The sequence below is a fragment of the Thalassotalea castellviae genome (genome assembly GCF_031846185.1).
GTDB classification, from domain to species: Bacteria; Pseudomonadota; Gammaproteobacteria; order Enterobacterales; family Alteromonadaceae; genus Thalassotalea_H; species Thalassotalea_H castellviae.
On the sequence record NZ_JAVRIF010000003.1, the window covers coordinates 157,034 to 182,976 of the forward strand.

The window sequence follows — 25,943 nt, forward strand, 5'->3', positions numbered from 1 at the left end:
CTAGGCTAAAAAAAGGCAAAAAAAACAGGCCTGGGAGAGCATGGCCTGTTTTTAAATTCGAGTTATCTAGTTAACGTGTTTAAGTTAAATTGTTCACTTAAATCGGTTAAATGAATAATGTAAGCTCATTATAACTCGTGTTATTAAGCTTTGTGGTCAAACAAAGCTGTAATAAGTTTAGCAGAGATTTCACATAACATTATTGGCTAAAGCTGATTTTAGGATAGCCAACTTGATCCGCATCTAAAATAAAGGTTACTGTCACCGTTGATGGTACCGGCAACTGAACATTCCCTCCCGTGGTAGATAAGGTTAACGCTTGTGCTTCGAGTAAAGTTTCATTTACGCCATAGGCGATAGAAAAATCTTCATTCGCTATTTTAAATTCATGATCGGCAGCTTCTACATCAACCATTGCATGATACAAACCGTTGCCTTGGTAAACGAAAGGTGTATTTATACCCCAATTGTTCATGCTGCCACGTAAATAAAATGTTGTCCCCGCGAACGGCTCTATTGCTCTAATGGTTAACCGTGGCGAATTTACATTGTTCGCATCTAAAACAAACACTAACTCTTGCTCAGCGGTTAAAGATAACGATAAGTTGTCGTTGGATCCTGGTGTTAACTCAAACGTAGTGCCAACAGTTGCATTGATACTGCCACCTAAATTTGGTCCACCGGTTCCTCCCCAATCGGCATCTGCAACTTTCAATGAATGATCCCCTGCTGCAATTACATAACTACCTCGATAAATACCATTTCCGGCATACGTTAACGGTCGGTTAGTTCCCCAGTCGGCCATTAAACCTCTTAAATATACGGTTGACTCTCCATAAGGCGCTGGAATGGCATTAGGATCATCTGGTGTGATCATCAAGGTTGGGTTATCAGCATTACTGGCATCTAATTCAAATATATAAGTGCCGTCAGCAATTAAATTTAAGTAAAGGTTATTACCACCATTGGTTAAGTTTGCTGATTGACCAATAGGCATAGAAAAACCACCACCAATATTAGCGTGTGAAAAGTTCTCACCAGCAATTTTAAACTCGTAGTTACCGGCTAATAAGCTCACTTCAAGTTGGTATTTATCATCGCCAACGTATGTGAAGGCATCGGAAGTATCCCAAGCATTCATGCCTCCACGTAAGTAAAGGGTATTTTCACTGTACGGTGGACGCGCCGATAAACCATAGCCTTGTGTTGCCCCTTGCGGTTTAACAAAAACAGCGGTGGTGTAGGCAGGCACGGTAAAAGTCCCTTGATTAAATGAGGCTGTTTGCACCGTATTGTCTATCGAGTTTAATTGCTTGGCATGCAAACTAAAGTCACTTGCTTTGGCAATATAAAATGATTGTTCCTGGTTACTACCATTAAATAGTACTACGATGGCATCGTGATTTTCATCAATGTCTGTTAAGCCAATACCATCATCTAAGCTCATCACTACTAAGCCTTGGGTTTGTTCACTGCCGGTATTATGGAACTTGATCCGCGCAGAAATATCTTCAGCACTGTTTAACCTAAATAGCTTGCTTGTTGCCCTGATATTAATAAACTCTTTAAACACTTCACTACTAAATTGAATGTCTTGTGAGGCAATTGCACTGTTTGGATTAGCACTAATTCCACTAATAACAGCCCATTTGTTTTCATTGTCTTGTGCTAAAGGTAAACCGATATTCCAGTTACTTTCCAATTGAGTAAAATCTACTCGGTTAAACCAGTCGCCAGCGTCGTAAGTGTTTCTATCCATAGATTTCGAACGAATTAAGTCTGAACCCATATGTAAAAAAGGGATCCCCTGACTTAACAGTGGTAAAGACAAAGAGATATTATGAATGCGAACTCTATCTGATAAGCTTAAATCGCTAGGCAAGTTGTATTGCAGTTGATCCCAAAGCGTTTCGTTATCATGTTTAGAAACGTAATTAACGGTATCAGCTGGGTCGCTACTGTAACCAGCCGGTTGACCATTCCATTGGTAATCATACGTAGAGAGATAGGCGCCACTGGCTGCCGTAAAGTGATAACTGCCAACATTGCCGACTAAACCAACACGAATGGTATCTTGCTCGTTTAAACTGCCGCCACTATTAAATAATGCAGCACTGCGAACGGCGTCACGTTGTCTATCTGAAAATGTGCCAATTTCACTGCCGGCCATATTCAGTTGTGATGCTTGTTCAAATCTACGGTTATTTACCACTTCACCGAAATTCCAGCCTTCGCCATAAAAATAGGTATCGGCATCGACAGCTCTAACCGCTTCTCGTGCATCAATAACCGCTTGCTTAGGAAGGTGGCCCATTAAGTCAAAACGAAATCCATCATAGCCAAAATGTTGAGCAAAACTAACTAATGAATCACTCATTAATTTTGCCATCATTTTATGCTCTGTCGCGGTATTTTCGCAACAAGTCGAATTTTCTATCATGCCACTAAATTCATTTAATCGCTGATAATAACCGGGTACAACTTTATCAAGTACTGATTTGTCATATAAGCCAGAAGAAGCGGTATGGTTATAGACAACATCTAACACTACTCGCAAACCAATTTCATGCAATGCTTGGTTCATTGCGCGCATTTCTATGATACGAGCGACGCCATCGGCATTTGATGCATAACTACCTTCTGGTGCAGCAAAATGTTGAGGGTCATAACCCCAGTTAAAACCGTCAAAAGCTCGCATCGACTCAACTAAAGCTTGTGCTTGTGTACTACTTGGATCGTAACTATTTAACACGTCGAGGAGCACTGCATTGTTATCTTCAACACCACAAACAGGGGCATTGCTATTACGTTGACATAATTGTGCGACAGTATCGGTAACATCTACACGTTGACTTGGCGCTTCTTCAATTGAGGCAATATCATTGGCAGGTAAAACATGAAAATGAGTCAAACCGGCATTTTGCAATGATTGAAGGTGCTGCATTGGCGCAGAACTTAATTCAGTAAAGGCTAAATATTTACCGCGGTTTGCTTCACTGGTACTTTGATCAAGAATACTAAAATCACGAATATGACTTTCATAAATAATGCTATCTTCTGCATCGGTTACCGTAGGTACAATGTGAGTATCCCAACCGATAGGTTTTAAGTCACTATCATCTAAATTAACAAACTGGGTATAAGCACCATTGGTCGAAAGTCCAACCGAATAAGGATCGGTGCTATTCAGGGTTTCTATTTGCCCGGTTAATGGGTGGTAAACTGTTAATTCATAACGATAAAATAAACGGTCAACGTCGTTTTTATTGCCGGTATATGACCAAATACCAGTGGCTGAGTCTGGGCTCATCACATGTGAAGCAACGAGTTGTTTAGCGGCATTGTAAATATTTATCTTAACTTGTGATGCGGTAGGCGCCCAAACTGATGCGGTAACTTGTTCACCTTGATACTGCAAACCTAATACGGCTTCGTCGGCGTCGTTCGTATTTCGAGTATATAAATAATCCAATAGTCGTGGCGTTTGAACGCGAGTAGCATCGAGCAAATTACCTTCAGCATCTAAGGCGACCACTAAAAGTTGCTCTTTGATAAATTGTTTGGCTTCTTGTTCTAAAAGATCAATTGAAAACCCTTGAAAGCCTGTAAGGTGTGGATTTTCGCTAAAATAATGTTCATTTATTGTTGTTGGGTTTATTGTAACAAACGGCAGTGCTGAAAGTGTATGTTGATTTAATTCGGTAACGTTTGCTTCTGCGGCATGATATAAACGATAACTATCGGCATTATTCGCTTCTGTTGACCATAGTAAAGCACTGGTATCTAACCAATGCGCTCTGGCACCATCAAGGAAAATAGGGCGTGAAGTAACGGGTGTATACCAAATGTCTGGATAACCGTTAAAAGTAAAACCTTGTTGTCCATTTTCTGGTTCAAAACGGCTGTTATTATTGCCTAGCGCTTTTTCATTCCCTTTATGAATTATAAAGTTATAGCATTGTGCTTCTGGCTCAACCGTTAAAATGTAATAACCACCAAAATCAGGGTGTACACCATCTACAGGGTAAGGATCTCCCCAATTAGCAAAATTAGGGCTGTCGGTAGTTGGGGCTGCATAGTTACCACAACCTTCGCCATTCCACAGATGTAATCCCCAGCCATCATAATTCCCGTCGGTACGATTATAGAAAACAGCAATTTGGTCACTGGCTAAATCAAGACCAGTGCTAAGGGTTTTAATGTCTACTTCAGCACTTAGATCGAGAGCAACTAAATCGCGTTTTAACTCAAGTTTTAAGGTGAAATTATGGCTCTCGCCAGCGGCAAGTTCATCAATTGCTAAGTTAATATAAGGGATGCCTGAGGTTTCACCGTCGGTATTAAACACTTGATGACTGCTTGCTCGTATAAGTACGCGCATTGCGCCTGAAATGCTAGCATCACTGAGGTTCGTGATAGTTACCACTGAGGTATATTGTCGATTAACACGGTCATATACTGGACGGGAAGAATAATTAAATTCAGTGTCGACGGTTTCTTGCCAATCGGCCTGTACTAGCGTTGATGTTAAGAGCATCAACCCTAGTAGTAAATGGGATATTAGCTTCATTATTATGCTCCTTTATTCGCGACACGAGAGCGTTGAAGACTAAGTGCGATTAAGGCAAGCAATAAAATAGCGAAACTTTTTGGCTCTGGTACTTCTGTCGAATTAGCTGTCAACGAGACATTATCAATCGTTAACATAGAGCTATAAGATTCTTGATTAAAACCTGCTTGAACCGTGAAATCTAGAAACCAATTAGTTTGATTATTAAAGCTTGAATTTAAAGCGGTTGTAAATGTACCTGCGCCTGAAATACCACTTGGCGAGATTAAAAATCCGGCATTGCCATCTGCGCCAAATAAATTACCATTGCCATCATTTAAGCTGACAAAAAAGAAATCTGAGAAATCATTATTGATATCGAAGCTGGTAAAACTCCAATCAAAGCTTAAACGTAACTCGTCACCGCTGGTGGTAAAATCGAGTGCAGTGAATAATGTATTGGCATCAAAAGCTGTCGCGCCATTGAAATAATCTATACTGATTTTTGCCTGACACTCTCCGGCATTGTTCATGATTGAAAAATCCCCTGTTGAGCCGGGATCACCCGAACCATCAGTATCTTTTTGCCAATGATCAAAATTACAGTTTTGAAAGTCCCCATTGGTGATAACGCTTGCTTGAACTTGCCAGTTCAGCAAACAGGTCACACAGAAAGTTAGTAATGCTATTTTTATTCTCATTATCGCAATCCTTTATATATTTTTATAATTATGGAAGTTATGAATACCAAGGATTGATTTATTCAAGCGAGTAAATCACTCAGTATTCAAGCCTGACTTTCATTAAACGAAAATTGAGCAATTTATGGTGATGAATACGTATTCATGAATACGTATGCATGATTTGATGGCAGTTAAAAGCGAGGTTTTTAATGGTTGAGTAACAGGCTTATATTTTTATATAAGCCTGTTCTTGCAAGCGGTGTGATAATTCAATAACAGGCTATGTAGAGTTAGGTAGGGTTATTTATGAAGTTTTAAAATGCTTCATTAAAGTTTCAAGCTCATCGGTTAAAGTAGTTAATACTTGTGTGGCATTTTTACCTGCATGGGCTAATTCAACCGCTTCATGCGAACTTTCGGCAATCATATTTATGCGACGTGAAATATCATCACCGACTTTATTTTGCTCATCGGCGGCGGTTGCGATATGGCTATTCATATCAGTGATTGCACTTAATGATTGAGCGATTTGATTTAACGCTTCCGCCGCTTCTTGAGTTTGACTCACGGTATTGATGCTCGAAGTTTTACTCATACTCATAGTTTCAACACCACGATGAGAGCCTGACTCAAGACGTTCAATCATATTTTGAATTTCTGTGGTACTGTCTTGAGTTCTTTTTGCCAAGTTTCTAACTTCATCTGCGACCACAGCAAAACCTCGCCCTTGTTCGCCAGCGCGAGCAGCTTCAATGGCGGCATTCAGGGCTAATAAGTTGGTTTGATCAGCAATGCCACGAATTACATCTAATACCGAAACGATATTTGAAACATCATTACCTAATTCAGTGATAACCGTACTCGCTTCGTCAATTTGAGTCGCTAAATTTTCGATTGACTCTACCGCTGAATCAACAATTTCATGTGCTCTTATACCTTGTTGATCGGCTTCGCTTGTAGATTGTGCCGCTGCGCTAGCATTGTCAGATACAGTTTGCGAAGAAGCCGACATTTGCGTCATTGCAGTGGCAACCATATCAATTTCACATCGTTGTTCTTCAAACGTGCGATCTATTTCAATGGTGCGATTATTGGCATCATGGGTTTCATTTCTTAATTTGTGTACTGAACTATCTATACTGCCTAAAATGCTTGCCATCGATTCTCTTAATTGGATCATAGAACCAAAAATTGAATCAGGTCTAGCAGTGCAGTTTTCTGAGGTGGTTGAGCCGGTTAAGTCACCCGCAGCTACTCTTTGTACTAGGCGTAATACTTGTTTTGGCTCACCACCTAAATCATCTAATAACTTGCGAGTTGACCAAAAAAGTAATACCCCCAAAACACCGGTTAATATTAAACAAATCAAAACTTGCCATTTTGCGCTAGCCCAAAAACGTGCCTCTACCTCTGTAAAGCCGATGCCAGTGCCAACGTACCAACCCCAAACAGGCGTCTTTTGAGCTATGGACAGTTTTTCTTCAATAGAGCCATCTGCTTGTTTTTGGCTCCACTCATATTGTGCAATACCCGTTGGATTATTACGTACGGCATTTTGCAAAATTTTACCCACGCTGTTGCCTTTACTGTCTTTAAAATCATTAAAACTGGTGCCGTGGAGTTGAGGATCTAAAGGTGTGGCAATAAAGTTCATGTTCTCATCTGCGACATAAACGTATTCTGTTTTATGGTATTTATTTTCGCGAAGTACTTGGGTAGCAAGCTCTTTTGCTTGCGCTTCAGTCATTTTACCACTAGCGACATATTTTTCGATTTCAGAAATAACATTAAAAGTGGATTTGAAAAGCTGTTCAACTCTTGCTTGATTATCATCACTACTCGCTATTCTTAATGTGGTTAAACCAACAATCATGACCATAAGAAATGACGCCAGAATAAGCCCAATTAATGCCCCAACTTTTAAACTTAACTTCATATTACATCCTCAATAAAGGTTGATTGATCTTGAATGAATAGCTATTTCAGCAGAAATGCTTAGTGGTATTTTGTGCAAAGAATTTAACTGATTAACCCGCATAAATTTTTGTAAGCTATGTTTTTAATATTACCTTACAAGATTAGCACTAAATGGAATATTTTTTGTAGTAAATTGATAAGAAACAATACTTAAGCACAAGTATAATTTCTAAATGGGAAATCGGCGTTTCTCATTCTCTTAGATCTTTACCTTGGTTAATTGGCAATATTTACTTTTTGCTAAAGCGCAAGGAATAATATTAACGCGTAACTATGCGCGTTAATTTATCTTCAGCAGCATGAAGTAAATGGAAAAAGTGTAATTGATTTTTGGCTCTGTCAAGATTATGACTGGTATGCTTAGTGTGAAAATAATTGTCGCCATCTATATAGTCCGTGAGGAAACGAATACCAATCATAAAAGGTAATAATTGTGCCCCGATAATTAAGCTTTCTCGTTCTGTTTGTGTGATATTGCCAGCGAAACTATTAATGTAAGACTCTGCTAAGGCTTCGAAAATATCCATTCTTATTTGCATATCTTCTAGTGCCACACCGTCTTCGGGTAAAGTTGAACAACAGGTTCGAACCATATCGCCAAAATCATGCATGATAAAGCCAGGCATACAAGTATCTAAATCAATAACGGCTATCGGTTTTTTAGTGTCACTATTAAATAATAAGTTATTAATTTTAGTATCGTTATGAGTTACTTGCACAGGAAGCACAGCAACTAACTCGGCAACTTTTTTGATAAAACTGACTTGTTCAAAGCAAAAATCAACCAAGTGTTGGCAATCACTTAATCGTTTTTTCGGATCTTTTTCTACAACCGCTTTTAATTGCGCTAAGCGGGAATCAAGGTGATGAAAATTTGGAATTATTTCCGCCAATTGATTTGCCGGAAAGTCACTTAACGCTGAGGTAAATTGACCGAATGCAGCAGCCACTTGATGCGCTTGCTCTGTGGTTTCAACCGCTTCAACTGTGTAACAATTTGGGATAAATTGAATTGCTCGCCAATAATTGTCGTTTACTATTACCGTAGGAGAATGATGTTTAGCCGTTAATTGCCACATTGGCTCTAACGAATATTGCTGACGTTCTTTTTTTTCTTGTAGATGCTTGTTAATCAGCTCAGCGTTGTTTATTACCTGAGTAGGATTTTTAAAAACATGATGATTAATTTTTTGTAGAACAAAGTTTTGTTTAACGCTTTTCACTAAATAGGTTTGATTTATTAAACCATTGCCCAGTGCTGAAACTTTGCTATTTTCTATCGAGCAATGATAAAAAGGCAAAACTTCATGCAAAGCGTTATTTTCTACAAGGTTATTCATGAAAGGCAAATGTCCAATGATTAGCTTTTATTCTTGATAATTTGGTTTTCAGATAAAGAGGCGAACCAACCTTTATCAGCCAACTCAGAAAGTTTGCTATTCACATTCTCTGAATCGGCCGCATATGTTACGCCAAACCACTCATCGTGTGAAGTTAAAACCTTGGTTGGCTTTGCGCTTTGAGTATTTAACAAGGCAATAGCGTCTGGTAAGTAGCATTCTTTTTCATTGCTTTGTGTGGGGTTCAACTCTTTAGCATCAAAAGTGTTGAGCAATAATTGACGTAATATTGGAAATATCTGTTGGTCAAAATACCAAAAATTCATCGAGACTAAGGTGTTTTCAGCTAACGTTTGTTTAGGGAGATGAATCGTTTCACCGTATATATTTTTACCTTCTTGGCGAATATTCTCGTACTCAGTTAAGGTTAATAATTCATGGGTATTTGCAAGCTGGCATATGCCTCTATTGACGCCACCATAATCAGATAGCGTTTTTTTTAGTTGATAGGCAACCATAGCTGGTGAGTCACTTTGAGATAAAGTCGACACTAAATTAAACGCTTGCTTTCCATAATAATCATCAGCATTTATGACGCAAAAGTTACCAGAAAGAACTTCTCTTGCACACCATAATGCATGAGCGGTGCCGAGCGGTTTTTTTCTTGTCGGTGCTATTTCACATTCACTGGGTAGATCGGCGTTTTCTTGAAAAACAATGTTGTATTTAATGTTGTCAGGTAAGTAATTAATCACTTTTTCAATCAGTTGTGCTTGATGATTGGCTTGCGTAATAAATACAACATGTTGACAACCATTGTCTATGGCATGACAAATATTATAGAGCATTAAGGTTTTATTTAAGCGCCCAAACGAATGGAACTGTTTAGCACCGCCAAAGCGAGAACCTCTTCCCGCTGCCAATATCACTAAGCTAGTTGTTGAAAAGTTTTGCGTCATATCGTTAACTAATAATGCCAAGAGGTTGTGCACTTTGCCATACACCACGCGTGAAATCAGGGATATCTTTACTGTTACTTCTATCTGTAACTGAGTCTGCGCTTAAAGGTGCGATCACCGACCATGCGGCGGCATCATAAACATCTTGGTCGAGTGCTTCACCATGGCGTAAGCAATAAATCATTCGCCATAACATTAAAAAGTCCATGCCGCCATGACCGCCATTTTGCTTGGCCGCTTCGCCCATTTTTAACCATAACGGGTGGTCATACTCGGCTTGCCATTTTGCTAATTGATGATCCCAGCGATGAAAACTTGGCGATGAAGGTTTACGCCCTTTTTGGCCAAAGTCTTGCCATTGTTTAAGTGCTATTTGGTAATCACGTTCATATTGCTCTGCTATTTTCGTCGGCGGTGTTTCTATCGCAATTCTACTTGGAAAGCCAGCAAAGGCGCCATTCGTTCCTTGAATATAGTTATGACGAGAATAAGGCCTTGGCGTTGTTGTATCGTGTTGCACCATAATACTGCGACCGAGTTTGGTTTTAATCACAGTGGTGTTCATATCACCGTTAATATAATTTAACTGGTTGCGTTCATGATCAGCAGGAAATTCCCGTTGAGCGTAGGCTTTTCTTCCTAATGCAGGAGAACTAGTAGAGGTTAAATAATCAAAACGATCGCCACGATTAATATTCATATATTGTGAAACGGGGCCTAAACCATGAGTTGGATATAAGTTGCCTTGCATTTTTGTATGCCAGTAGGTACGCCAAGATCCTGTTTTTCTATCTGTTTCTTTCATTTGCCAGCGTAACTCGTGAATATAAGCAGCTTCCCCGTGTAACAGTTCGCCAAATAAACCATGGCGTGCCATATTTAACACCATTAATTCATCACGCCCGTAACAAACATTCTCCATCATCATGCAATTTTTTTGCGTACGCTCGGCGGTGTCTACGAGTTGCCAACATTCTTCAACCGTCGTTGCTGCTGGAACTTCAACAAAAGCATGTTTGCCACTTTCCATGGTGTCGACAGACATGGGAGTATGCCAACGCCAAGGGGTTGAAATAATCACAATATCAATATCTTGTCTGTTGAGCATATCTTTATATGATAAGTCCGAGCCAGTATATTGGTCAGGGGCTGATAATCCTTGTGCTACGACATATTGATTGGATTTATCTAAAACATCTTGATGAATATCACAAATTGCTTTTATTTCAACGCCTTCTATATGACAACAATGTTTGACATGCCCATAACCACGTTCACCAACGCCAATAAAGCCAACTCTTACTACAGGCATTTTTGCGGAGGTTAACCCCATTACTGTTTTATGTTTTGAAATTGGCGATTTTTTAGGAACCTGAGTAAAGGTATCTGCAGTTGCTTGGCTAGCGGAGATAGTCGCGGCGGTGACGGCAGCGACAGATTTTATAAAGTTGCGACGATTAAATTTACTCATGTTTAAATGCTTTTTTAAAATTGCTAAGGTGGTGAATAAGTTACTTGTCGATTACGGCTATTGCAAGATGTGGACGTTGAATTGTTGTCGATTAAAAGTATACATACCTTTAACACTGACACACTTGAAACTAGCTTCGTGAAGTGCTGATAAAAGCGCTTTTAGTCATTTATGCCCTTTCATTTTGAATAAACGCGTGTTTAACGTCTTGTTTTAAAGTAAAATTCATCCTCTTTGATTTTTTCAACTTTTATAGTCGCCACTTGTGATGTCAAATCCCGCCCCTAAATGACAAAAAACCGTTAAAAAATTAATTTTTTCATCATTTTTGGGGATAGAGATCCACAAAACCCCACAAATTCATCACCTTCGCTAAATCCCTTAATTTTATTAGTGATCGTCGCGATCGAAATAACAATTCTTTGCTTGACATAACTTTGCATTTCTCACTAAACTGTATAAATGTGGAGAAAAGTGGGAAATTGTGGATCTTAAGATTCCATGACTCATTCTAAAAAATAAAAATAGGGTTATGTTTAGAGGCACCAGTTCAATTACGCTTGATAGCAAAAATAGAATCACGATACCAACTAGGTATCGCGAAGAGCTATTTGCTGATTGCCAAGGAAAAATGGTGTGCACTGTTGATATTCAACACCCTTGTTTATTGCTTTATCCACTTCCTGAATGGGAAGAAATTGAATTAAAACTTTGTGGGTTATCCAGTATGAATCCACAAGAAAGATTGTTGCAACAAGTTTTACTTGGCAATGCGTCAGATTGTGAAATTGATAAAAGTGGTCGTTTATTAATTAATGGTCCGTTGCGTCAACATGCCGGCTTAGATAAAAACATTATGCTAGTAGGGCAGTTGAAAAAGTTTGAAATTTGGAGCGAGCAAGCTTGGCAAGGTCAAATGCAGCAAGGCATTGCTAAAATACAATCAGGTGAAATTGAACTTACAGAACGATTACTTGATCTGTCTTTATAAATAGAATTATTAGCTAACGGCGTTTACAAAAATGCATACAGATAAGTCTCATATTTCTGTGTTGCTTGACGAAGCAATTACAGGACTCGCGATTAAACCAGACGGTATCTATATCGACTGTACGTTTGGTCGCGGCGGCCACTCGGGACTTATTCTTTCTAAGCTCTCTGACCAAGGGCGACTAATAGCCATCGACCGAGATCCTACTGCAATCTCAGCAGCGAAGAAATTTGCTGATGACTCCCGTTTTAGTATCGAACATCATGGCTTTGCTGATCTTCAGCAAATAGCGGAAAAACACCAGCTGTTAAGTCAAGTAGACGGCATTCTGCTCGACTTAGGTGTTTCTTCTCCGCAACTCGATGAAGCTGAACGTGGCTTTAGTTTTATGAAAGATGGCCCTCTTGATATGCGTATGGATACGTCACGTGGCCAAACCGCTGCTGAATGGCTAGCAACTGCCGATGTGGAAGATATTACTTGGGTGTTGCGTACCTTTGGGGAAGAAAAACATGCTTGGCGTATTGCTAACGGCATCGTTGATTCGCGCGAAGAAAACCCGTTAACCCGTACCGGCGAACTTGCGGCATTAATCAAAAAAATTGCGCCGCAACGTGAAATTAAAAAGCATCCCGCAACAAGAAGTTTTCAAGCGATTCGCATGTATATCAATAGCGAACTTGAGCAAATAGAAAAGGCATTAAATGCCTCATTAAATGTCTTAAAAGAAGGCGGTCGCTTAGTTGTGATTAGCTTTCATTCTCTTGAAGATCGTCTTGTTAAACAATTTATGAAAAAGCATTCACAAGGAAAAAAAGTACCTCGGGGTATGCCGATCAGTGAAGCTGAGTTAAATAAAGGCAAAAAATTAATGTTAGTCGGTAGAAAACATAAACCGAGTAAAACGGAAGTAGAAGAAAATGTCCGCTCGCGCAGTTCCGTGATGCGAGTGGCGCAGAGATTGGCTGAGTAATGAAAACCAGTACAAAAGTCGTGTTGGCTTTTGAATTGTGGCGCGATATTAAACAACACATGGTTGTTTATATTTTATTAGCAATGGTCGTGATGTCGGCTTTTTCAGTGATTTATTTCACGCATTTAAATCGACAAAGTACCAGTGAGTTAGAAACATTATTAGCACAACGAGATGAGCTTGATATTGAATGGCGAAACTTATTGTTAGAACAAAATAGTTTAGCTGAACATAGTGCCATAGAGAGTAAAGCAGAAAAATTACTGAATATGGTGAAACCGAATGCAAAGTCTGAAGTGATTGTGACATTAAAATGAAGGGCAGTGTGAAGAAGCAAGCAGATAAATACAAACCAACAACGGTGGCATGGCGTTTTTACGTCGTGCTAGGCGTGATTGTGCTTGTATATTTTGGTTTAGCGGCTCGCACAGCATACATTCAGGTGGTTGAACCTGAAATGTTAAAAAAACAAGGTGACATGCGTTCTTTAAGAACTGCGTCAAGCAAAGTACACCGTGGTTCAATCGTTGATCGCAATGGTCGAGAGCTTGCGGTTAGTGTTCCGGTAGAAACCGTCTGGGCGGATCCAAAAATCGTCATGCAAAATAATGCGTTAGCAATGGTTGAGCATTGGCAAGCCTTGGCTGATGTGCTTGATAAAGACGTCAATATCATTAAAGAAAGAGTGACACGCAATCCCGCCAAACGTTTTGTGTATGTAGAACGTCAGGTTTCGCCTGCTATGGCTGCCTATATAAAACAGTTAAAAATCCCTGGCATATATTTACGAAAAGAATCTAAACGCTTTTATCCTACGGGCGAAATAAGTGCACATATTGTAGGCTTTACCAATGTTGATGATAAAGGAATTGAAGGCGTAGAACGCGTTTATGACCAATTATTAACCGGCGAAAACGGTAAAAAACAATACCGAAAAGATGCGAAAGGAAACCGTATCGAGGTGTTAAAAGATGTTGAGTCGACACCACCAGAAGATTTAACGTTAAGTATTGATCAACGCATTCAAGCACTTGCCTATACCGAGTTAAAAGGTGCCGTGAAAGCGTTTAAAGCAAGTTCTGGCTCAGTGGTGGTGACCAATGTTCATACCGGTGAGATTTTAGCGTTAGTCAATAGTCCTTCATATAACCCGAACAATCGTCGCAATGTGGCGATTCATCGTTTTAGAAACCGAGCTATTACCGATTTTTATGAGCCTGGTTCTACGATGAAACCGCTAACCGTATTGTCTGCGTTAGAGTTTGGCTCGGCAACAACAAAGACAGTAGTTGATACCAACCCTGGCAGAATGCGCATTGGTGGTCGACGAGTCAGTGATCCTCGTAATCATGGCGAGCAAACCTTAACTGACATTTTAGTAAACTCATCAAATATGGGCACGACTAAATTGGCGCTTGATATGCCAAAAGAGTTTTTCTTGGATAAGTTTTTTGAAGCAGGCTTTGGAGAATCAACGGGTACAGGTTTAATAGGTGAAAGTTCTGGCATTATGCATGACCGCCAACGTTGGTCACAAATTGAATTAGCCACCTTATCTTATGGAATGGGCGTTGCGGCGACACCACTTCAACTGGCGAGATTTTATGCCACGATTGCCAACGGCGGTATTAAACGGCCCTTAACTATCCTTAAAAAGTCAAATACGAAAACCGCACCGCCAAGTTTATTTGAAGCACAACGTGTTTTTTCAAAAGAGTACAGTCGTGAAGTGGTCAGTATGTTAGAGCATGTTGTAAATGACCATCCTGTTGAACAAGCTAAAGTAGATGGTTATCGAGTAGGCGGTAAAACGGGGACGGCGTTTAAAGCGATGGCAGGTGGATATGGGAATGACTATGTCGGACTTTTTGCTGGAATCGCACCCATTTCAAATCCAGAATTAGCCATTGTTGTTGTAATTAATGAACCTGGCGGTGATTTATACCATGGTGGAGAGGTGGCCGCACCAGTCTTTTCAAGAGTAATGAAAGGTGCATTACGTTTATTGAATGTTGCGCCAGATGCCAACACCACTACCGTAAATCAAACAACAGAACAAAAGGAGCCAAACCATGTTTAGTTCCACTGCTCAGTTTGTTGAAAAAGTATTAGCTGAATTTGAAATGTCGGTAAAACTAACATTTAGTCAGCAAGTTCGTCATTTAGTGAATGATACTCGTGAGATTAATGCGGGCGATATTTTTTGTGCAGTAAATGGCACGGTGCAAAAAGGTCGTGATTTTATTGACGATGCATTAGCCAAAAACTGTGATTTAATTCTAGTGGAATGTGAGTCTGCTAATGAGCATGGCCAAAATACTACGCAATTAAATGCTCGAGGAAAGGCTGTTGCCATTCTTGAGTTTTATCAATTGAACCAACATTTATTTGAGTTGGCAAAAGCCTTTTATCAAGCGCCTCAAAATGCTTTAACTATGATAGGTATTACCGGAACAAATGGTAAAACGAGCACAAGTCAAATGATTGCTCAATTGTTAGATGCTTCGCACAAAAGTTGTTCGGTCATTGGGACTAATGGTGCAGGAAAAGTTTCGCAATTATCACCAATTAATAACACCACACCCGGTGCGTCACAACTTCATCAACTTTTACAGCAGTTTACAGAAGCAAAACAAACCCATGTTGCCATGGAAGTATCTTCACATGCTTTAGAGCAAGGCAGAGTAACCGCCCCGTTGTTTGATACCGCTATTTTTACTAATTTGTCGCGTGATCATCTCGATTATCATCAAACCATGGAGAATTATGCGAAAGCTAAATATCAAATTTTTACCCAATCGGCAGCACAAGTTGCCGTTGTAAACGGCGATGATGAGCAAGCAAAACGTTGGTTAAATGTTTGGCCAATTAACCAAACTGTAGTGGTTTATGGCCGTGGCGATTCTGTTAGTCATCATGACTTATTTGTTCAAGCCAAAGCGATAAAACATCTGCCACAAGGAGTTGAATTTCAGTTACATACGCACCTTGGCGATATTAGGGTAACCAGTAAAATAATTGGCGATTTTAATATAGATAACCTACTTGCTGCGATTTCAGTGCTAATGATTGAAAAAATTGCCTTGTCGGATATTGCAAAAGCCGTGCAGTCTTTAACTGCCGTTATTGGTCGTATGGAGGCATTTTCTGCGGCTAATCAACCGGTTGCAATCGTTGATTATGCCCATACACCTGATGCGTTAGAAAATGCTTTGCAAGCATGTCGTCAACATTGTCATGGTGCACTTTGGGTCGTATTTGGCTGTGGTGGTGACAGAGACAAAGGTAAACGTCCATTGATGGGGAAAATTGCCGAAGCAAATAGCGATCATATTATTGTTACTAATGATAACCCTCGAACAGAAAACGCAGAAAGTATTGCGCAAGATATTCTTGCAGGGTGTCATCAACCAGAGAAAATTACTGTGCTACTTGAGCGCCAACAGGCGGTGATGTCAGCACTGAAAAAAGCTAAAAAAGAAGATGTGGTATTGCTTGCCGGAAAAGGTCATGAAGATTATATCATCATGGGCGATCAACACATTCCCTATAACGAGAGAGCGCTAGTACGCTCATTTTATGCTCATGGAGCAGCATCATGATCCCTTTACATTTATCTGAAATAGCGCAAGCGTTGGATGGTCAACTTATTGGTGAAGATAAAGAGATCCATCAAATTGTTACTGACAGCAGGGCGTTACAATCAGGTGAGGTATTTCTTGCGTTAAAAGGTGCCAACTTTGATGGCCACCGTTTTTTATCGCAAGTACAAGAAGCAGGTTGTTCGGCGGTGATTGTTGATCATGATTGCCAGTTAACGGTTCCACAAATTATTGTCGCGGATACCCATAAAGCACTCGGTAAAATAGGTGCGTATGTAAAAGCAAAAGTTGCTCCTAAAACTGTCGCTATAACAGGCAGTAGCGGTAAAACTACCGTGAAAGAAATGGTTGCGGCAATTTTATCGCGATTAGGTCATGTTTTAGCAACGAAAGGCAATTTTAATAACGATATTGGCGTACCACTTACCTTACTACGTTTGGAAGAAAACCATGATTTTGCCGTGGTTGAATTGGGGGCGAATCATATGGGAGAAATCGCCTATACCTCAGCACTTGTTCAGCCTGATGTTGCGGTGATTAATAATATTGCGGCTGCTCATTTAGAAGGGTTTGGTGATTTATGTGGCGTAGCGCGAGCAAAAGGTGAAATCTTTGAAGGCATGAAAGAAGATGGCGTTGCGCTTTATAACCAAGATTGCAAATTAGCCAATAAATGGCAATGGCGTTTAGTGGATAAAACGGTGCGCCGTTTTTCTTGTTTTAATCAAGCCGATTGTTACAGCGCGGATGTTGTGCTTGACGAGAATGGCTGTGCCAATTTCACATTAAACAGTGCGTTAGGTAGCGCATATATCGAATTAACGGTTCCAGGTAGACACAATGTCTGCAATGCCGTTGCCGCCGCCTCTATTGCCATTGAGTTTGGTGCCAGCATTGATGATATCCGTTTAGGTTTAGCGGAGATGGAGCCTGTGAATGGTCGATTGAATCTGCATCAATTAACGGAACATTTTAAACTTATCGATGATACCTATAACGCGAATGTTGAATCGATCAAAGCGGCAACCGATCTATTAGCCAGTTACCCAGGTCGTCGAGTATTAATATTGGGTGATATGGGTGAATTAGGTGCGGAAGCACGTAGTTATCATCAAGAAGTCGGTGAATATGCTAAAGAGCGTGATATTGATGATCTCTTAACCTTAGGTGTCTTGAGTCAAAACACGTCAGATGCTTTTAACCAAGGTAATAGTAGTAAAGGTAGTCATTTTAGTGAGCGAGAAAATTTGCTCGCGAAACTACAAGAATTATTGGCTGATGAAAGACAGCAAATTTCTATTTTAGTGAAAGGATCACGCAGTGCACACATGGAACACGTGGTAACCGACATTATTAATTGGCAAAACAGTCAATTAAAAGAGGAATCAGCTTAATGTTACTTTGGCTTGGCGAGTATCTCACTCAGTATTACAGTGCGTTTAATGTATTTTCCTACTTAACTTTTCGGGCGATTATTTCTACGTTGACAGCATTGGTGATTTCTTTGTACTTCGGGCCGAAATTGATCCGCGGATTACAGCGCATGCAAATTGGCCAAACGGTACGTGATGATGGCCCAGAAAGTCATTTATCAAAGTCAGGTACGCCGACAATGGGGGGGATTTTGATTTTAGCCTCAATAGTCGCAAGTGTTTTATTGTGGGCAGATTTATCAAATACTTATGTTTGGGTTGTCCTTTTTGTTGTGGTCAGCTTTGGTATTATTGGTTTTGTTGATGATTACCGTAAGGTGATCCGCAAAGATTCTAATGGCTTGATTGCTCGTTGGAAGTATTTTTGGCAAACCATTATTGGTTTAACTACGGCTTTATTTTTGTTTTACATTGCCCAAGGCCCTGAAGAAACTTCACTGATTATTCCGTTTGTAAAAGACGTATTACCGCAATTAGGTATTTTTTATGTAGTGATGACGTATTTTGTCATTGTTGGAACCAGTAATGCCGTCAACCTAACTGACGGCTTAGATGGTTTAGCGATTGTTCCCACGATCATGGTGGCCGGCGCTTTTGCTCTTTTTGCCTATGTAACAGGTAATGCCAATTTTTCTGAATATTTAAATATTCCCCATATCGCAATGACGAGTGAGCTGGTTGTGGTTTGTACTGCCATTGTTGGTGCCGGTTTGGGATTTTTATGGTTTAACACTTATCCCGCACAAGTATTTATGGGCGATGTTGGTTCACTTGCTTTGGGGGCTTCATTAGGTGTGATTGCCGTATTGGTTCGCCAAGAGTTAGTGTTATTTATTATGGGTGGCGTGTTTGTCATGGAAACTGTGTCCGTTATTTTGCAGGTTGGTTCTTATAAATTAAGAGGGCAACGTATTTTTAGAATGGCACCGATCCATCATCATTATGAATTGAAAGGTTGGCCTGAGCCACGCGTGATTGTCCGCTTTTGGATAATTTCCTTAGTGTTAGTGCTTATTGGCTTAGCCACGTTAAAACTTCGTTAAAAAATACTAATAAATAGTGATATGAAAAGAGAGAAAAGATGTTAGAGCGAGTTATCGCACAGTTAAAAAACAAACAAATACTGGTATTAGGTGCAGGCCTTACCGGTATGTCGTGTGTGCGTTTTTTGACTAGTCATCAGCTTGCTTGTCATGTCAATGATAGTCGCGAAACGATTATTGAAAACGAAGAATTTAGCCAAAAGTTTCCGGCCTGTTCATTGTCATTAGGGGCATGGGATCACCAAAAAATACATGAGGCGCAAATCATCTTAGTTAGTCCTGGCATTGATTTAGCCGCTGAAGGCTTGATTGACCATATTGCCAATGATTGTCAGGTTATCGGGGATGTTGAACTTTTTTGCCAAATAACCGACAAGCCAATAATCGCAGTAACCGGCTCTAACGGTAAATCAACATTAGTGACACTCTTAACGCATATCGGCACAGCGCTTGGTCACAAAGTTGCCTTAGGCGGAAATATTGGTGTTCCTGTGCTTGAGCAATTATCCAATCAAATAGATTGCTACATTCTTGAATTATCGAGTTTTCAGCTTGAAACCTTACAGAGTATGAATGCGGTTGCGGCATCGGTACTGAATGTCAGTGATGATCATTTAGATCGACATAAAACACTTGAAAATTATAGTGAGATTAAACAGCGAATTTATCAACAATGCGAAACCGCTGTGATCAATCGAGATGATCCCTTAAGTTTTTCACAGGTCAATAGACAATCAAAACCAGTTATTTCATTTGGAAGTGATGGTGGAAAAACGGGTGAATTTGGCTTGATTCATCAAGATTCGAAACTGTATTTAGCGCTGGGCGAAGAAAAATTAGTTTCACTCGAAGCTTTGCCATTAGCAGGCGTACACAATGCATTAAATTATTTAGCCGCATTAGCACTAGGTCATTGTTTAGGTTGGCCTATTGAGGAAATGATCAGTCATTTATCTTCATTTGAAGGCTTAGCGCATCGCTGTCAACGTATTGCTACCAGTGACAATATCACGTGGATCAATGACTCCAAAGCCACTAATGTAGGTGCGACGTTAGCGGCAATTAACGGTTTATCGTCAACCTTAATTGATAATAAGTTAATTTTAATTGCTGGTGGTGATGGCAAAGGTGCTGATTTTTCACCATTAAAAACGGCAATTAATAATGCGGTAAGTTACGTTTTTACCTTAGGTAAAGATGGCGAAGAAATCGCAAAACTTACTGAAAATAGCCAACAAGTAGGTAGCTTAACGGAAGCCGTAAGTTTAGCCAAACAACAAGCAAATGCCGGCGATATTGTGCTACTTTCACCCGCGTGCGCCAGTATTGATATGTTTAAAAACTTTGCACAACGTGGTGATATGTTTACTGATGCGGTCATTGCATTACAGGAGGCTAGTTAATGTCAGCAACTAGTTTATCGTTTATGCAATTAAAATTACCTGACTGGATGCTGATGCAGCCGTCAGCCACATCTACTTTTGACCGTAGTTATTTAGTCTTAGCTGTTGCTATGTATGCGATAGGCTTGGTAATGGTAATGAGTTCATCAATGCCGGTGGCTGAGCGATTATTTGATAATCCGTTCCACTTTTTTATTCGTCATGCCATTTATATTGTATTAAGCATCGGCATAGCGGCATTTGTTTTACAAATACCAATGAGTCGCTGGCATCAACATAGTGGTCATTTATTGATTTTAGCCATTAGTTTATTGATTGTCGTTTTACTCGTTGGTCGCACGGTAAATGGCTCCACTCGTTGGATTGTTATTGGACCTATCACTATTCAAGCGGCAGAGCCTGCCAAGTTATTTTTCTTCTGTTATCTATCTGCGTATATGGTAAGGCGTCGTGATGAAGTCATGGAAAACGTGAAAGGCTTTATTAAACCTTTAGTGGTTTTTGGTGCTCTAGCTGGCCTACTGTTATTCCAACCTGACTTAGGCACAGTAGTTGTAATGTTTGTAACTACATTTGGCTTGTTGTTTTTAGCGGGGGCGAAACTATGGCAGTTCATCTCCATTGCTGGTGTTGGTTTAATGGCCATTGGCGCACTCGCTTATTTTTCACCTTACCGATGGGCTCGTGTTACTGGCTTTTTAGACCCATGGGCTGACCCTTTTGGCACGGGATATCAATTAACACAATCGTTAATGGCTTATGGTCGTGGTGAATTATTGGGCCAAGGTTTAGGTAACAGTATTCAAAAATTAGAATATTTACCAGAAGCACATACCGATTTCGTCATGGCGATTTTAGCGGAAGAGTTTGGCTTTGTCGGTGTTTCAGTTGTATTGATTTTGAGCATGATTTTAGTAGTTAAAGCGTTGATGTTAGGTAGAAAAGCAATTCAAAAAGAAAAGTATTTTGAAGGCTTCTTTGCCTTTTCAATTGGTATTTGGTTTAGCTTTCAAACGGCAGTGAATGTTGGGGCAAGTGCAGGAATTGTTCCGACTAAAGGGTTAACTATGCCCTTGATCAGCTCAGGTGGTAGTTCAATGATTATTATGAGTATGGCCTTAGCTGCTTTGATTCGTATTGATCACGAAATTCGTTTGCAAAGTATTCAAGCTACGGCAGGTTACGGCAAAAAAGGGGGGCGCAGTAAATGACAACGGCTAAACGTCCCACGTTATTAATTATGGCTGGTGGTACAGGTGGGCATATTTTCCCAGGTATTGCTGTGGCCGAATATTTACAACAGCAAGGTTGGGATATTCATTGGTTAGGTACAGCAAAAAGAATGGAAGCTGAAATTGTACCGAAACATGGTTTTGATATTTCCTTTATCAATATTGCTGGATTAAGAAATAAAAACTGGCAAGCGTGGTTGAAAACACCGTTTAAATTAATGCAGTCGGTGATGCAGTCAATGGCGGTTATTCGCAAAGTAAAGCCGGATGTTGTGTTAGGCATGGGTGGGTATGCCAGCGCTCCTGGTGGTGTTGCTGCTTGGTTACTAAGAAAACCCTTAGTATTGCATGAACAAAATGCGGTGGCGGGTATGAGTAATCGTTTTTTAGCCAATATAGCCACAAAAGTGTTAAGTGCATTTCCGGGGGCATTTAAGTCGCGGGTTAAGCATCAAGTGGTTGGTAATCCTTTGCGTAGTGGTATTGTTGCACTAGAGCAAAATACTTCTGACAAACCCGCGAGCAGTAAAAAAGTGCTAGTAGTGGGTGGTAGCTTAGGCGCGCAAATATTGAATGAAACAGTGCCGCAAGCAATGAAACAAATTAAATTGCAAAATATTACCGTGTGGCATCAAACCGGTAAAGGCAATCAAACTTCGGTACTAAATAGTTACCAAGCATACGGTTTGCCAAAAGAGAACATTAAAGTAACTGAGTTTATCGAGGATATGGTACAAGCCTATGCTTGGGCTGATGTGGTTGTTTGTCGTGCAGGTGCGTTAACGGTTTCAGAATTAGCAATGGCGGCAAAACCTGCGATATTTGTTCCTTTGCCGCACGCGGTTGATGATCATCAAACAAAAAATGCCATGTATTTAGTCGAAAGAAATGCCGCAAAACTTATCACACAAAAAGAATTTAATGGTACTAGCTTAGCGCAAATGTTGAACAGTATATTTGTCTCCGATTCAGTAGTTAAGTCAATGTCTAAAGCGGCACATGATGCCTCACATGCTGACGCCACTATTCGAGTCGCTCAAACGTGTATTGAGTTGGTATCACCATGAGTAATGAAATGAGAAAAACGATAACTAAAACGTCGAGCAATGCGATGAACGCTTTGATAAAAATACCTGAAATGCGCCGAGTAAAGTCAATCCATTTTGTTGGTATTGGTGGTGCAGGTATGGGAGGTATTGCCGAAGTTTTACTGAATGAGGGTTATCAAATTACCGGTTCTGATATCGGTGAAAATCAAGTGGTGGCACGACTACGTAAACTCGGCGCTACTATCGCGATTGGTCATCATCAAGATAACGTTAAAGACGCTAGTGTTATTGTGGTATCAACGGCAATTGATCAAGAAAACCCTGAAATAAAACAAGCCGCAATATTACGTATTCCGGTAGTACGCCGTGCGGAAATGTTGGCTGAATTAATGCGTTTTCGTCATGGTGTCGCTATTGCTGGTACGCATGGAAAAACGACAACCACGAGTTTAATTGCCAGTATTTTTGCTGAAGGAGGGTTAGATCCAACCTTCGTTATTGGTGGTTTATTAAATAGTGCCGGCACGAATGCACGCTTGGGCACGAGTCGTTACCTTATTGCTGAAGCCGATGAAAGTGATGCGTCATTTCTTCACTTACAGCCTATGGTTGCGGTGATCACCAATATTGATGAAGACCACATGGAAACTTATCAAGGTGATTTTGAAAAGTTAAAAGATACCTACATCGAATTTTTACACAATTTGCCGTTTTATGGCCTTTGTGTGGTGTGTATTGATAATCCTGTTGTGCGAGAAATTTTACCTCGGATCGGTCGTCAAGTGATCACTTATGGCTTTTCAACCGATGCAGATGTCGTGGCAACAAATTATCAGCAAAATGGCGGAGTTAGTTACTTTACCGTTGAAAGAGAAGGTATGCCAGAACTTGATCTAAGCGTGAATTTACCGGGCCAACATAATGTTTTAAACGCGTTAGCTAGTATTGCAGTTGCCACCGATGAAGGTGTTGATGATGAAGCCATTGTTAATGCGCTGGGCAAATTTGCTGGCATCGGACGTCGCTTCGAACAATTAGCTGATTTAACGACCGATAAAGGAAAAATGGTCTTAGTTGATGATTATGGTCATCATCCTCGAGAAGTGGCAGCGACCATTAAAGCAATGCGCAATGGCTGGCCTGACAAACGTTTAGTGATGATTTTTCAACCTCATCGTTATTCTCGAACCCGTGATTTATATGAAGACTTTGTAGAAGTGCTGTCTCAAGTTGATTGTTTATTATTACTCGATGTATATGCCGCGGGAGAAACACCAATATTAAGTGCAGACAGTAAAAGTTTAGCACGCAGTATTCGTCAACGAGGACAGTTAGAACCTATTTACGTTGGCGATGTTGCTCAATTAGCAGATTTATTAAAAGCCCAGTTACAAGATGGAGACATGGTCATTACTCAAGGTGCTGGGAATATCGGCAGTATTTCGCGTCAATTAGCGGTTAACCCTTTATTTATGGAGGGTGAAAATGACTAGTACACCGATACATTGTGAAAAAATAGCCGTGTTATATGGTGGTGACTCTGCAGAGCGCGAAGTGTCTTTACGTTCGGGTGAGGCGATAGCGAAAGGCTTGAAACAGTCGGGTTATGATGTCGTGCTGGTTGATACAAAAGGTTACTGCTTATCACAGTTAAGCCAATTAAAAATCGATAGAGCGTTTATTGCGCTACATGGTCGTGGTGGCGAAGACGGTTGTATTCAAGGAGCTCTTGAGTTTATGGGGATTCCTTATACTGGCTCAGGTGTTCTAGGCTCGGCACTATCAATGGATAAAAATCGTAGTAAGCAAGTGATGCAAGCCGTAGGTTTGCCAACTGCACCATTCGTTATTGTTGAACAAACAGATTTTCACTCAGAAAACGTTAGCGAAATCCTTAAGCAATTAGGCGGCAAAGTTATGGTTAAACCCGCTCATGAAGGCTCGAGCATCGGCATGGCGATGGCGGAAACTACCGAGCAATTAAGCGAAGCTTTAAACGAGGCATTTGTTTTTGATGATGAGATTCTTGTTGAAGCCTGGATTAATGGCCCTGAGTACACCGTAAGTATTTTAGGTGATGAAGCCTTACCCGCGATACATATGGAAACTCCTAACGAATTTTATGATTATGATGCGAAATATCAAGCCAATACCACGCAATATCATTGTCCTTGCCATTTATCTCACAGTGATGAATCAACATTAAAGACATTAGCATTAAAAGCGTTCAAAGCAACGGGTGCGAAAGGTTGGGGACGCGTTGATGTAATGCGTAATGAAAAAAATGAATGGCAAATTTTGGAAGTGAATACTGTACCGGGTATGACAGAAACGTCATTGGTACCTAAAGCGGCTAAGGTACATGGATTAAATTTTTCAGAACTGGTTTGTAAGATTATAGAACTGAGTAAACAGCAACGTAATAGTGCGAAAGAGCATTAAAAGCTAATACATATGACTAAGAAGAAAGAGCAATTAGCAATCACTAAAAACAATGAAGAAACATTGCATTGGAGCTTTTGGCTAGGTGTTAGTTTTTTTGTGTTAGTGATTGTTGCGATTTGTTCTTTAGGCTGGTTTGTTACCGATAAAATGTCAGCAGACGAGTCAGCTCCTGTTACCTCTGTGGTGATCAGCGGTGAAATGGTTTACACCCACAAAGCGGATATAGAACAAGCGATAGAGAGCATTAATTTAAGTAACTTTTTTAATGTGGATGTTAACCAAGTACAAAATGAAGTGGCTAATTTACCTTGGGTATTTTCGGTTTCTGTACGGAAAAAATGGCCAAATGAGTTAAAAATTTATGTGGTGGATCAAACGCCAATTGCTTATTGGAATGGTGATTTTTTGATAAACCAACAAGGTGTTGCTTTTCAGGCAGATATCACTCGAATTCAACATCCTTTACCGGCATTTTATGGCCCAGAAGGTACTGAACTAGTAGCACTGGATAATTATATTAATTTAAGTGAATTACTTAATTATCGGGCTTTAGGGATAGATGAATTAGTGTTGTCGGAACGTTTTTCTTGGCAGTTAACCTTGAATGACGGCGTTACATTAAATTTAGGCAGAGAAAAAAGAGTACAACGTATTCAACGATTTATGGATGTATACCCATTAATCAAAAAGAATAAAAAAGCAGATCAACAAGTTGATTATGTTGATTTACGTTATGACACAGGGCTAGCCGTTGGCTGGAAACCCTCAACAGAAAAAGAAAGAGTTTAACGTT

Annotated in this window: 19 protein-coding genes; 13 read left to right on the forward strand and 6 right to left on the reverse strand. The window is 40.1% G+C overall.

Features of this window, described 5'->3' with window-relative positions; genetic code table 11:
* Positions 1-199: 199 nt before the first annotated feature.
* From pulA to RM573_RS07040, 6 genes are all read right to left on the reverse strand, one after another.
* Positions 200-4,570: a pullulanase-type alpha-1,6-glucosidase gene (gene pulA, locus RM573_RS07015; protein WP_311579340.1), complete on the reverse strand. Its 4,371-nt coding sequence runs from the start codon at positions 4,568-4,570 to the stop codon at positions 200-202.
* Positions 4,571-4,572: 2 nt separating this feature from the next.
* A complete protein-coding gene (locus RM573_RS07020; protein ID WP_311579343.1) occupies positions 4,573-5,250 on the reverse strand; it encodes a hypothetical protein in 678 nt (225 codons plus the stop codon).
* Between the two features lie 286 nt (positions 5,251-5,536).
* Positions 5,537-7,168, reverse strand: coding sequence for a methyl-accepting chemotaxis protein (locus tag RM573_RS07025; RefSeq protein WP_311579346.1), 1,632 nt, complete (start codon positions 7,166-7,168; stop codon positions 5,537-5,539).
* 301 nt (positions 7,169-7,469) lie between these two features.
* A complete protein-coding gene (locus tag RM573_RS07030; RefSeq protein WP_311579351.1) occupies positions 7,470-8,549 on the reverse strand; it encodes a phosphotransferase enzyme family protein in 1,080 nt (359 codons plus the stop codon).
* A 20-nt stretch (positions 8,550-8,569) separates the two neighbouring features.
* A complete protein-coding gene (locus RM573_RS07035) occupies positions 8,570-9,529 on the reverse strand; it encodes a sugar phosphate nucleotidyltransferase (RefSeq protein ID WP_311579354.1) in 960 nt (319 codons plus the stop codon).
* Entirely contained in the window at positions 9,513-10,979 is a 1,467-nt protein-coding gene (locus tag RM573_RS07040; protein ID WP_311579357.1) for a Gfo/Idh/MocA family protein, read from the reverse strand. Before RM573_RS07040 ends, RM573_RS07035 begins: the two co-directional genes overlap by 17 nt.
* Before the next feature lie 532 nt (positions 10,980-11,511).
* Between RM573_RS07040 and mraZ the strand changes: the two genes are divergently transcribed.
* The 13 genes from mraZ to RM573_RS07105 are packed head-to-tail and all read left to right on the forward strand — an operon-like array spanning position 11,512 to position 25,939.
* A complete protein-coding gene (mraZ, locus tag RM573_RS07045) occupies positions 11,512-11,970 on the forward strand; it encodes a division/cell wall cluster transcriptional repressor MraZ (protein ID WP_311579359.1) in 459 nt (152 codons plus the stop codon).
* A gap of 31 nt (positions 11,971-12,001) precedes the next feature.
* Positions 12,002-12,943 (forward strand): 16S rRNA (cytosine(1402)-N(4))-methyltransferase RsmH, encoded by a 942-nt coding sequence (gene rsmH, locus RM573_RS07050; protein WP_311579362.1) that lies wholly within the window; start codon positions 12,002-12,004, stop codon positions 12,941-12,943.
* Positions 12,943-13,260 carry a cell division protein FtsL gene (ftsL, locus tag RM573_RS07055; RefSeq protein WP_311579365.1) on the forward strand — a complete coding sequence of 106 codons (318 nt, stop codon included), beginning with the start codon at positions 12,943-12,945 and terminating at the stop codon, positions 13,258-13,260. Before rsmH ends, ftsL begins: the two co-directional genes overlap by 1 nt.
* Entirely contained in the window at positions 13,257-15,023 is a 1,767-nt protein-coding gene (locus tag RM573_RS07060) for a peptidoglycan D,D-transpeptidase FtsI family protein (protein WP_311579369.1), read from the forward strand. The genes ftsL and RM573_RS07060 overlap by 4 nt, the downstream gene beginning before the upstream one ends.
* Entirely contained in the window at positions 15,016-16,545 is a 1,530-nt protein-coding gene (locus RM573_RS07065) for a UDP-N-acetylmuramoyl-L-alanyl-D-glutamate--2,6-diaminopimelate ligase (RefSeq protein WP_311579373.1), read from the forward strand. The genes RM573_RS07060 and RM573_RS07065 overlap by 8 nt, the downstream gene beginning before the upstream one ends.
* Positions 16,542-17,939, forward strand: coding sequence for a UDP-N-acetylmuramoyl-tripeptide--D-alanyl-D-alanine ligase (locus tag RM573_RS07070; protein WP_311579376.1), 1,398 nt, complete (start codon positions 16,542-16,544; stop codon positions 17,937-17,939). Before RM573_RS07065 ends, RM573_RS07070 begins: the two co-directional genes overlap by 4 nt.
* The gene (mraY, locus tag RM573_RS07075) at positions 17,939-19,021 is read left to right on the forward strand and encodes a phospho-N-acetylmuramoyl-pentapeptide-transferase (protein ID WP_311579379.1); all 1,083 of its coding nucleotides are present in this window, start codon (positions 17,939-17,941) and stop codon (positions 19,019-19,021) included. The genes RM573_RS07070 and mraY overlap by 1 nt, the downstream gene beginning before the upstream one ends.
* Before the next feature lie 38 nt (positions 19,022-19,059).
* The gene (gene murD / locus RM573_RS07080) at positions 19,060-20,424 is read left to right on the forward strand and encodes a UDP-N-acetylmuramoyl-L-alanine--D-glutamate ligase (RefSeq protein ID WP_311579382.1); all 1,365 of its coding nucleotides are present in this window, start codon (positions 19,060-19,062) and stop codon (positions 20,422-20,424) included.
* Between the two features lie 23 nt (positions 20,425-20,447).
* The gene (gene ftsW, locus RM573_RS07085; protein ID WP_432280227.1) at positions 20,448-21,635 is read left to right on the forward strand and encodes a cell division protein FtsW; all 1,188 of its coding nucleotides are present in this window, start codon (positions 20,448-20,450) and stop codon (positions 21,633-21,635) included.
* Positions 21,632-22,723, forward strand: a complete 1,092-nt coding sequence (murG, locus tag RM573_RS07090) for an undecaprenyldiphospho-muramoylpentapeptide beta-N-acetylglucosaminyltransferase (protein ID WP_311579384.1) — start codon at positions 21,632-21,634, stop codon at positions 22,721-22,723. Before ftsW ends, murG begins: the two co-directional genes overlap by 4 nt.
* A gap of 20 nt (positions 22,724-22,743) precedes the next feature.
* On the forward strand, positions 22,744-24,198 hold the full coding sequence (murC, locus tag RM573_RS07095; RefSeq protein ID WP_432280228.1) for a UDP-N-acetylmuramate--L-alanine ligase: 1,455 nt from the start codon (positions 22,744-22,746) through the stop codon (positions 24,196-24,198).
* Positions 24,191-25,147 (forward strand): D-alanine--D-alanine ligase, encoded by a 957-nt coding sequence (locus RM573_RS07100; RefSeq protein ID WP_311579386.1) that lies wholly within the window; start codon positions 24,191-24,193, stop codon positions 25,145-25,147. The genes murC and RM573_RS07100 overlap by 8 nt, the downstream gene beginning before the upstream one ends.
* A gap of 12 nt (positions 25,148-25,159) precedes the next feature.
* On the forward strand, positions 25,160-25,939 hold the full coding sequence (locus tag RM573_RS07105) for a cell division protein FtsQ/DivIB (protein ID WP_311579388.1): 780 nt from the start codon (positions 25,160-25,162) through the stop codon (positions 25,937-25,939).
* Positions 25,940-25,943 lie beyond the last annotated feature (4 nt).

Coding starts and splice junctions, on each gene's coding strand:
- pulA (WP_311579340.1), bottom strand. CDS start 4,570: ATGAAGCTAATATCCCATTTACTACTAGGGTTGATGCTCTTAACATCA.
- rsmH (WP_311579362.1), top strand. CDS start 12,002: ATGCATACAGATAAGTCTCATATTTCTGTGTTGCTTGACGAAGCAATT.
- murG (WP_311579384.1), top strand. CDS start 21,632: ATGACAACGGCTAAACGTCCCACGTTATTAATTATGGCTGGTGGTACA.
- RM573_RS07100 (WP_311579386.1), top strand. CDS start 24,191: ATGACTAGTACACCGATACATTGTGAAAAAATAGCCGTGTTATATGGT.
- RM573_RS07105 (WP_311579388.1), top strand. CDS start 25,160: ATGACTAAGAAGAAAGAGCAATTAGCAATCACTAAAAACAATGAAGAA.
- RM573_RS07020 (WP_311579343.1), bottom strand. CDS start 5,250: ATGAGAATAAAAATAGCATTACTAACTTTCTGTGTGACCTGTTTGCTG.
- RM573_RS07025 (WP_311579346.1), bottom strand. CDS start 7,168: ATGAAGTTAAGTTTAAAAGTTGGGGCATTAATTGGGCTTATTCTGGCG.
- mraY (WP_311579379.1), top strand. CDS start 17,939: ATGTTACTTTGGCTTGGCGAGTATCTCACTCAGTATTACAGTGCGTTT.
- mraZ (WP_311579359.1), top strand. CDS start 11,512: ATGTTTAGAGGCACCAGTTCAATTACGCTTGATAGCAAAAATAGAATC.
- RM573_RS07065 (WP_311579373.1), top strand. CDS start 15,016: ATGTTTAGTTCCACTGCTCAGTTTGTTGAAAAAGTATTAGCTGAATTT.
- ftsW (WP_432280227.1), top strand. CDS start 20,448: ATGCAATTAAAATTACCTGACTGGATGCTGATGCAGCCGTCAGCCACA.
- RM573_RS07040 (WP_311579357.1), bottom strand. CDS start 10,979: ATGAGTAAATTTAATCGTCGCAACTTTATAAAATCTGTCGCTGCCGTC.
- RM573_RS07030 (WP_311579351.1), bottom strand. CDS start 8,549: ATGAATAACCTTGTAGAAAATAACGCTTTGCATGAAGTTTTGCCTTTT.
- RM573_RS07060 (WP_311579369.1), top strand. CDS start 13,257: ATGAAGGGCAGTGTGAAGAAGCAAGCAGATAAATACAAACCAACAACG.
- ftsL (WP_311579365.1), top strand. CDS start 12,943: ATGAAAACCAGTACAAAAGTCGTGTTGGCTTTTGAATTGTGGCGCGAT.
- RM573_RS07070 (WP_311579376.1), top strand. CDS start 16,542: ATGATCCCTTTACATTTATCTGAAATAGCGCAAGCGTTGGATGGTCAA.
- murD (WP_311579382.1), top strand. CDS start 19,060: ATGTTAGAGCGAGTTATCGCACAGTTAAAAAACAAACAAATACTGGTA.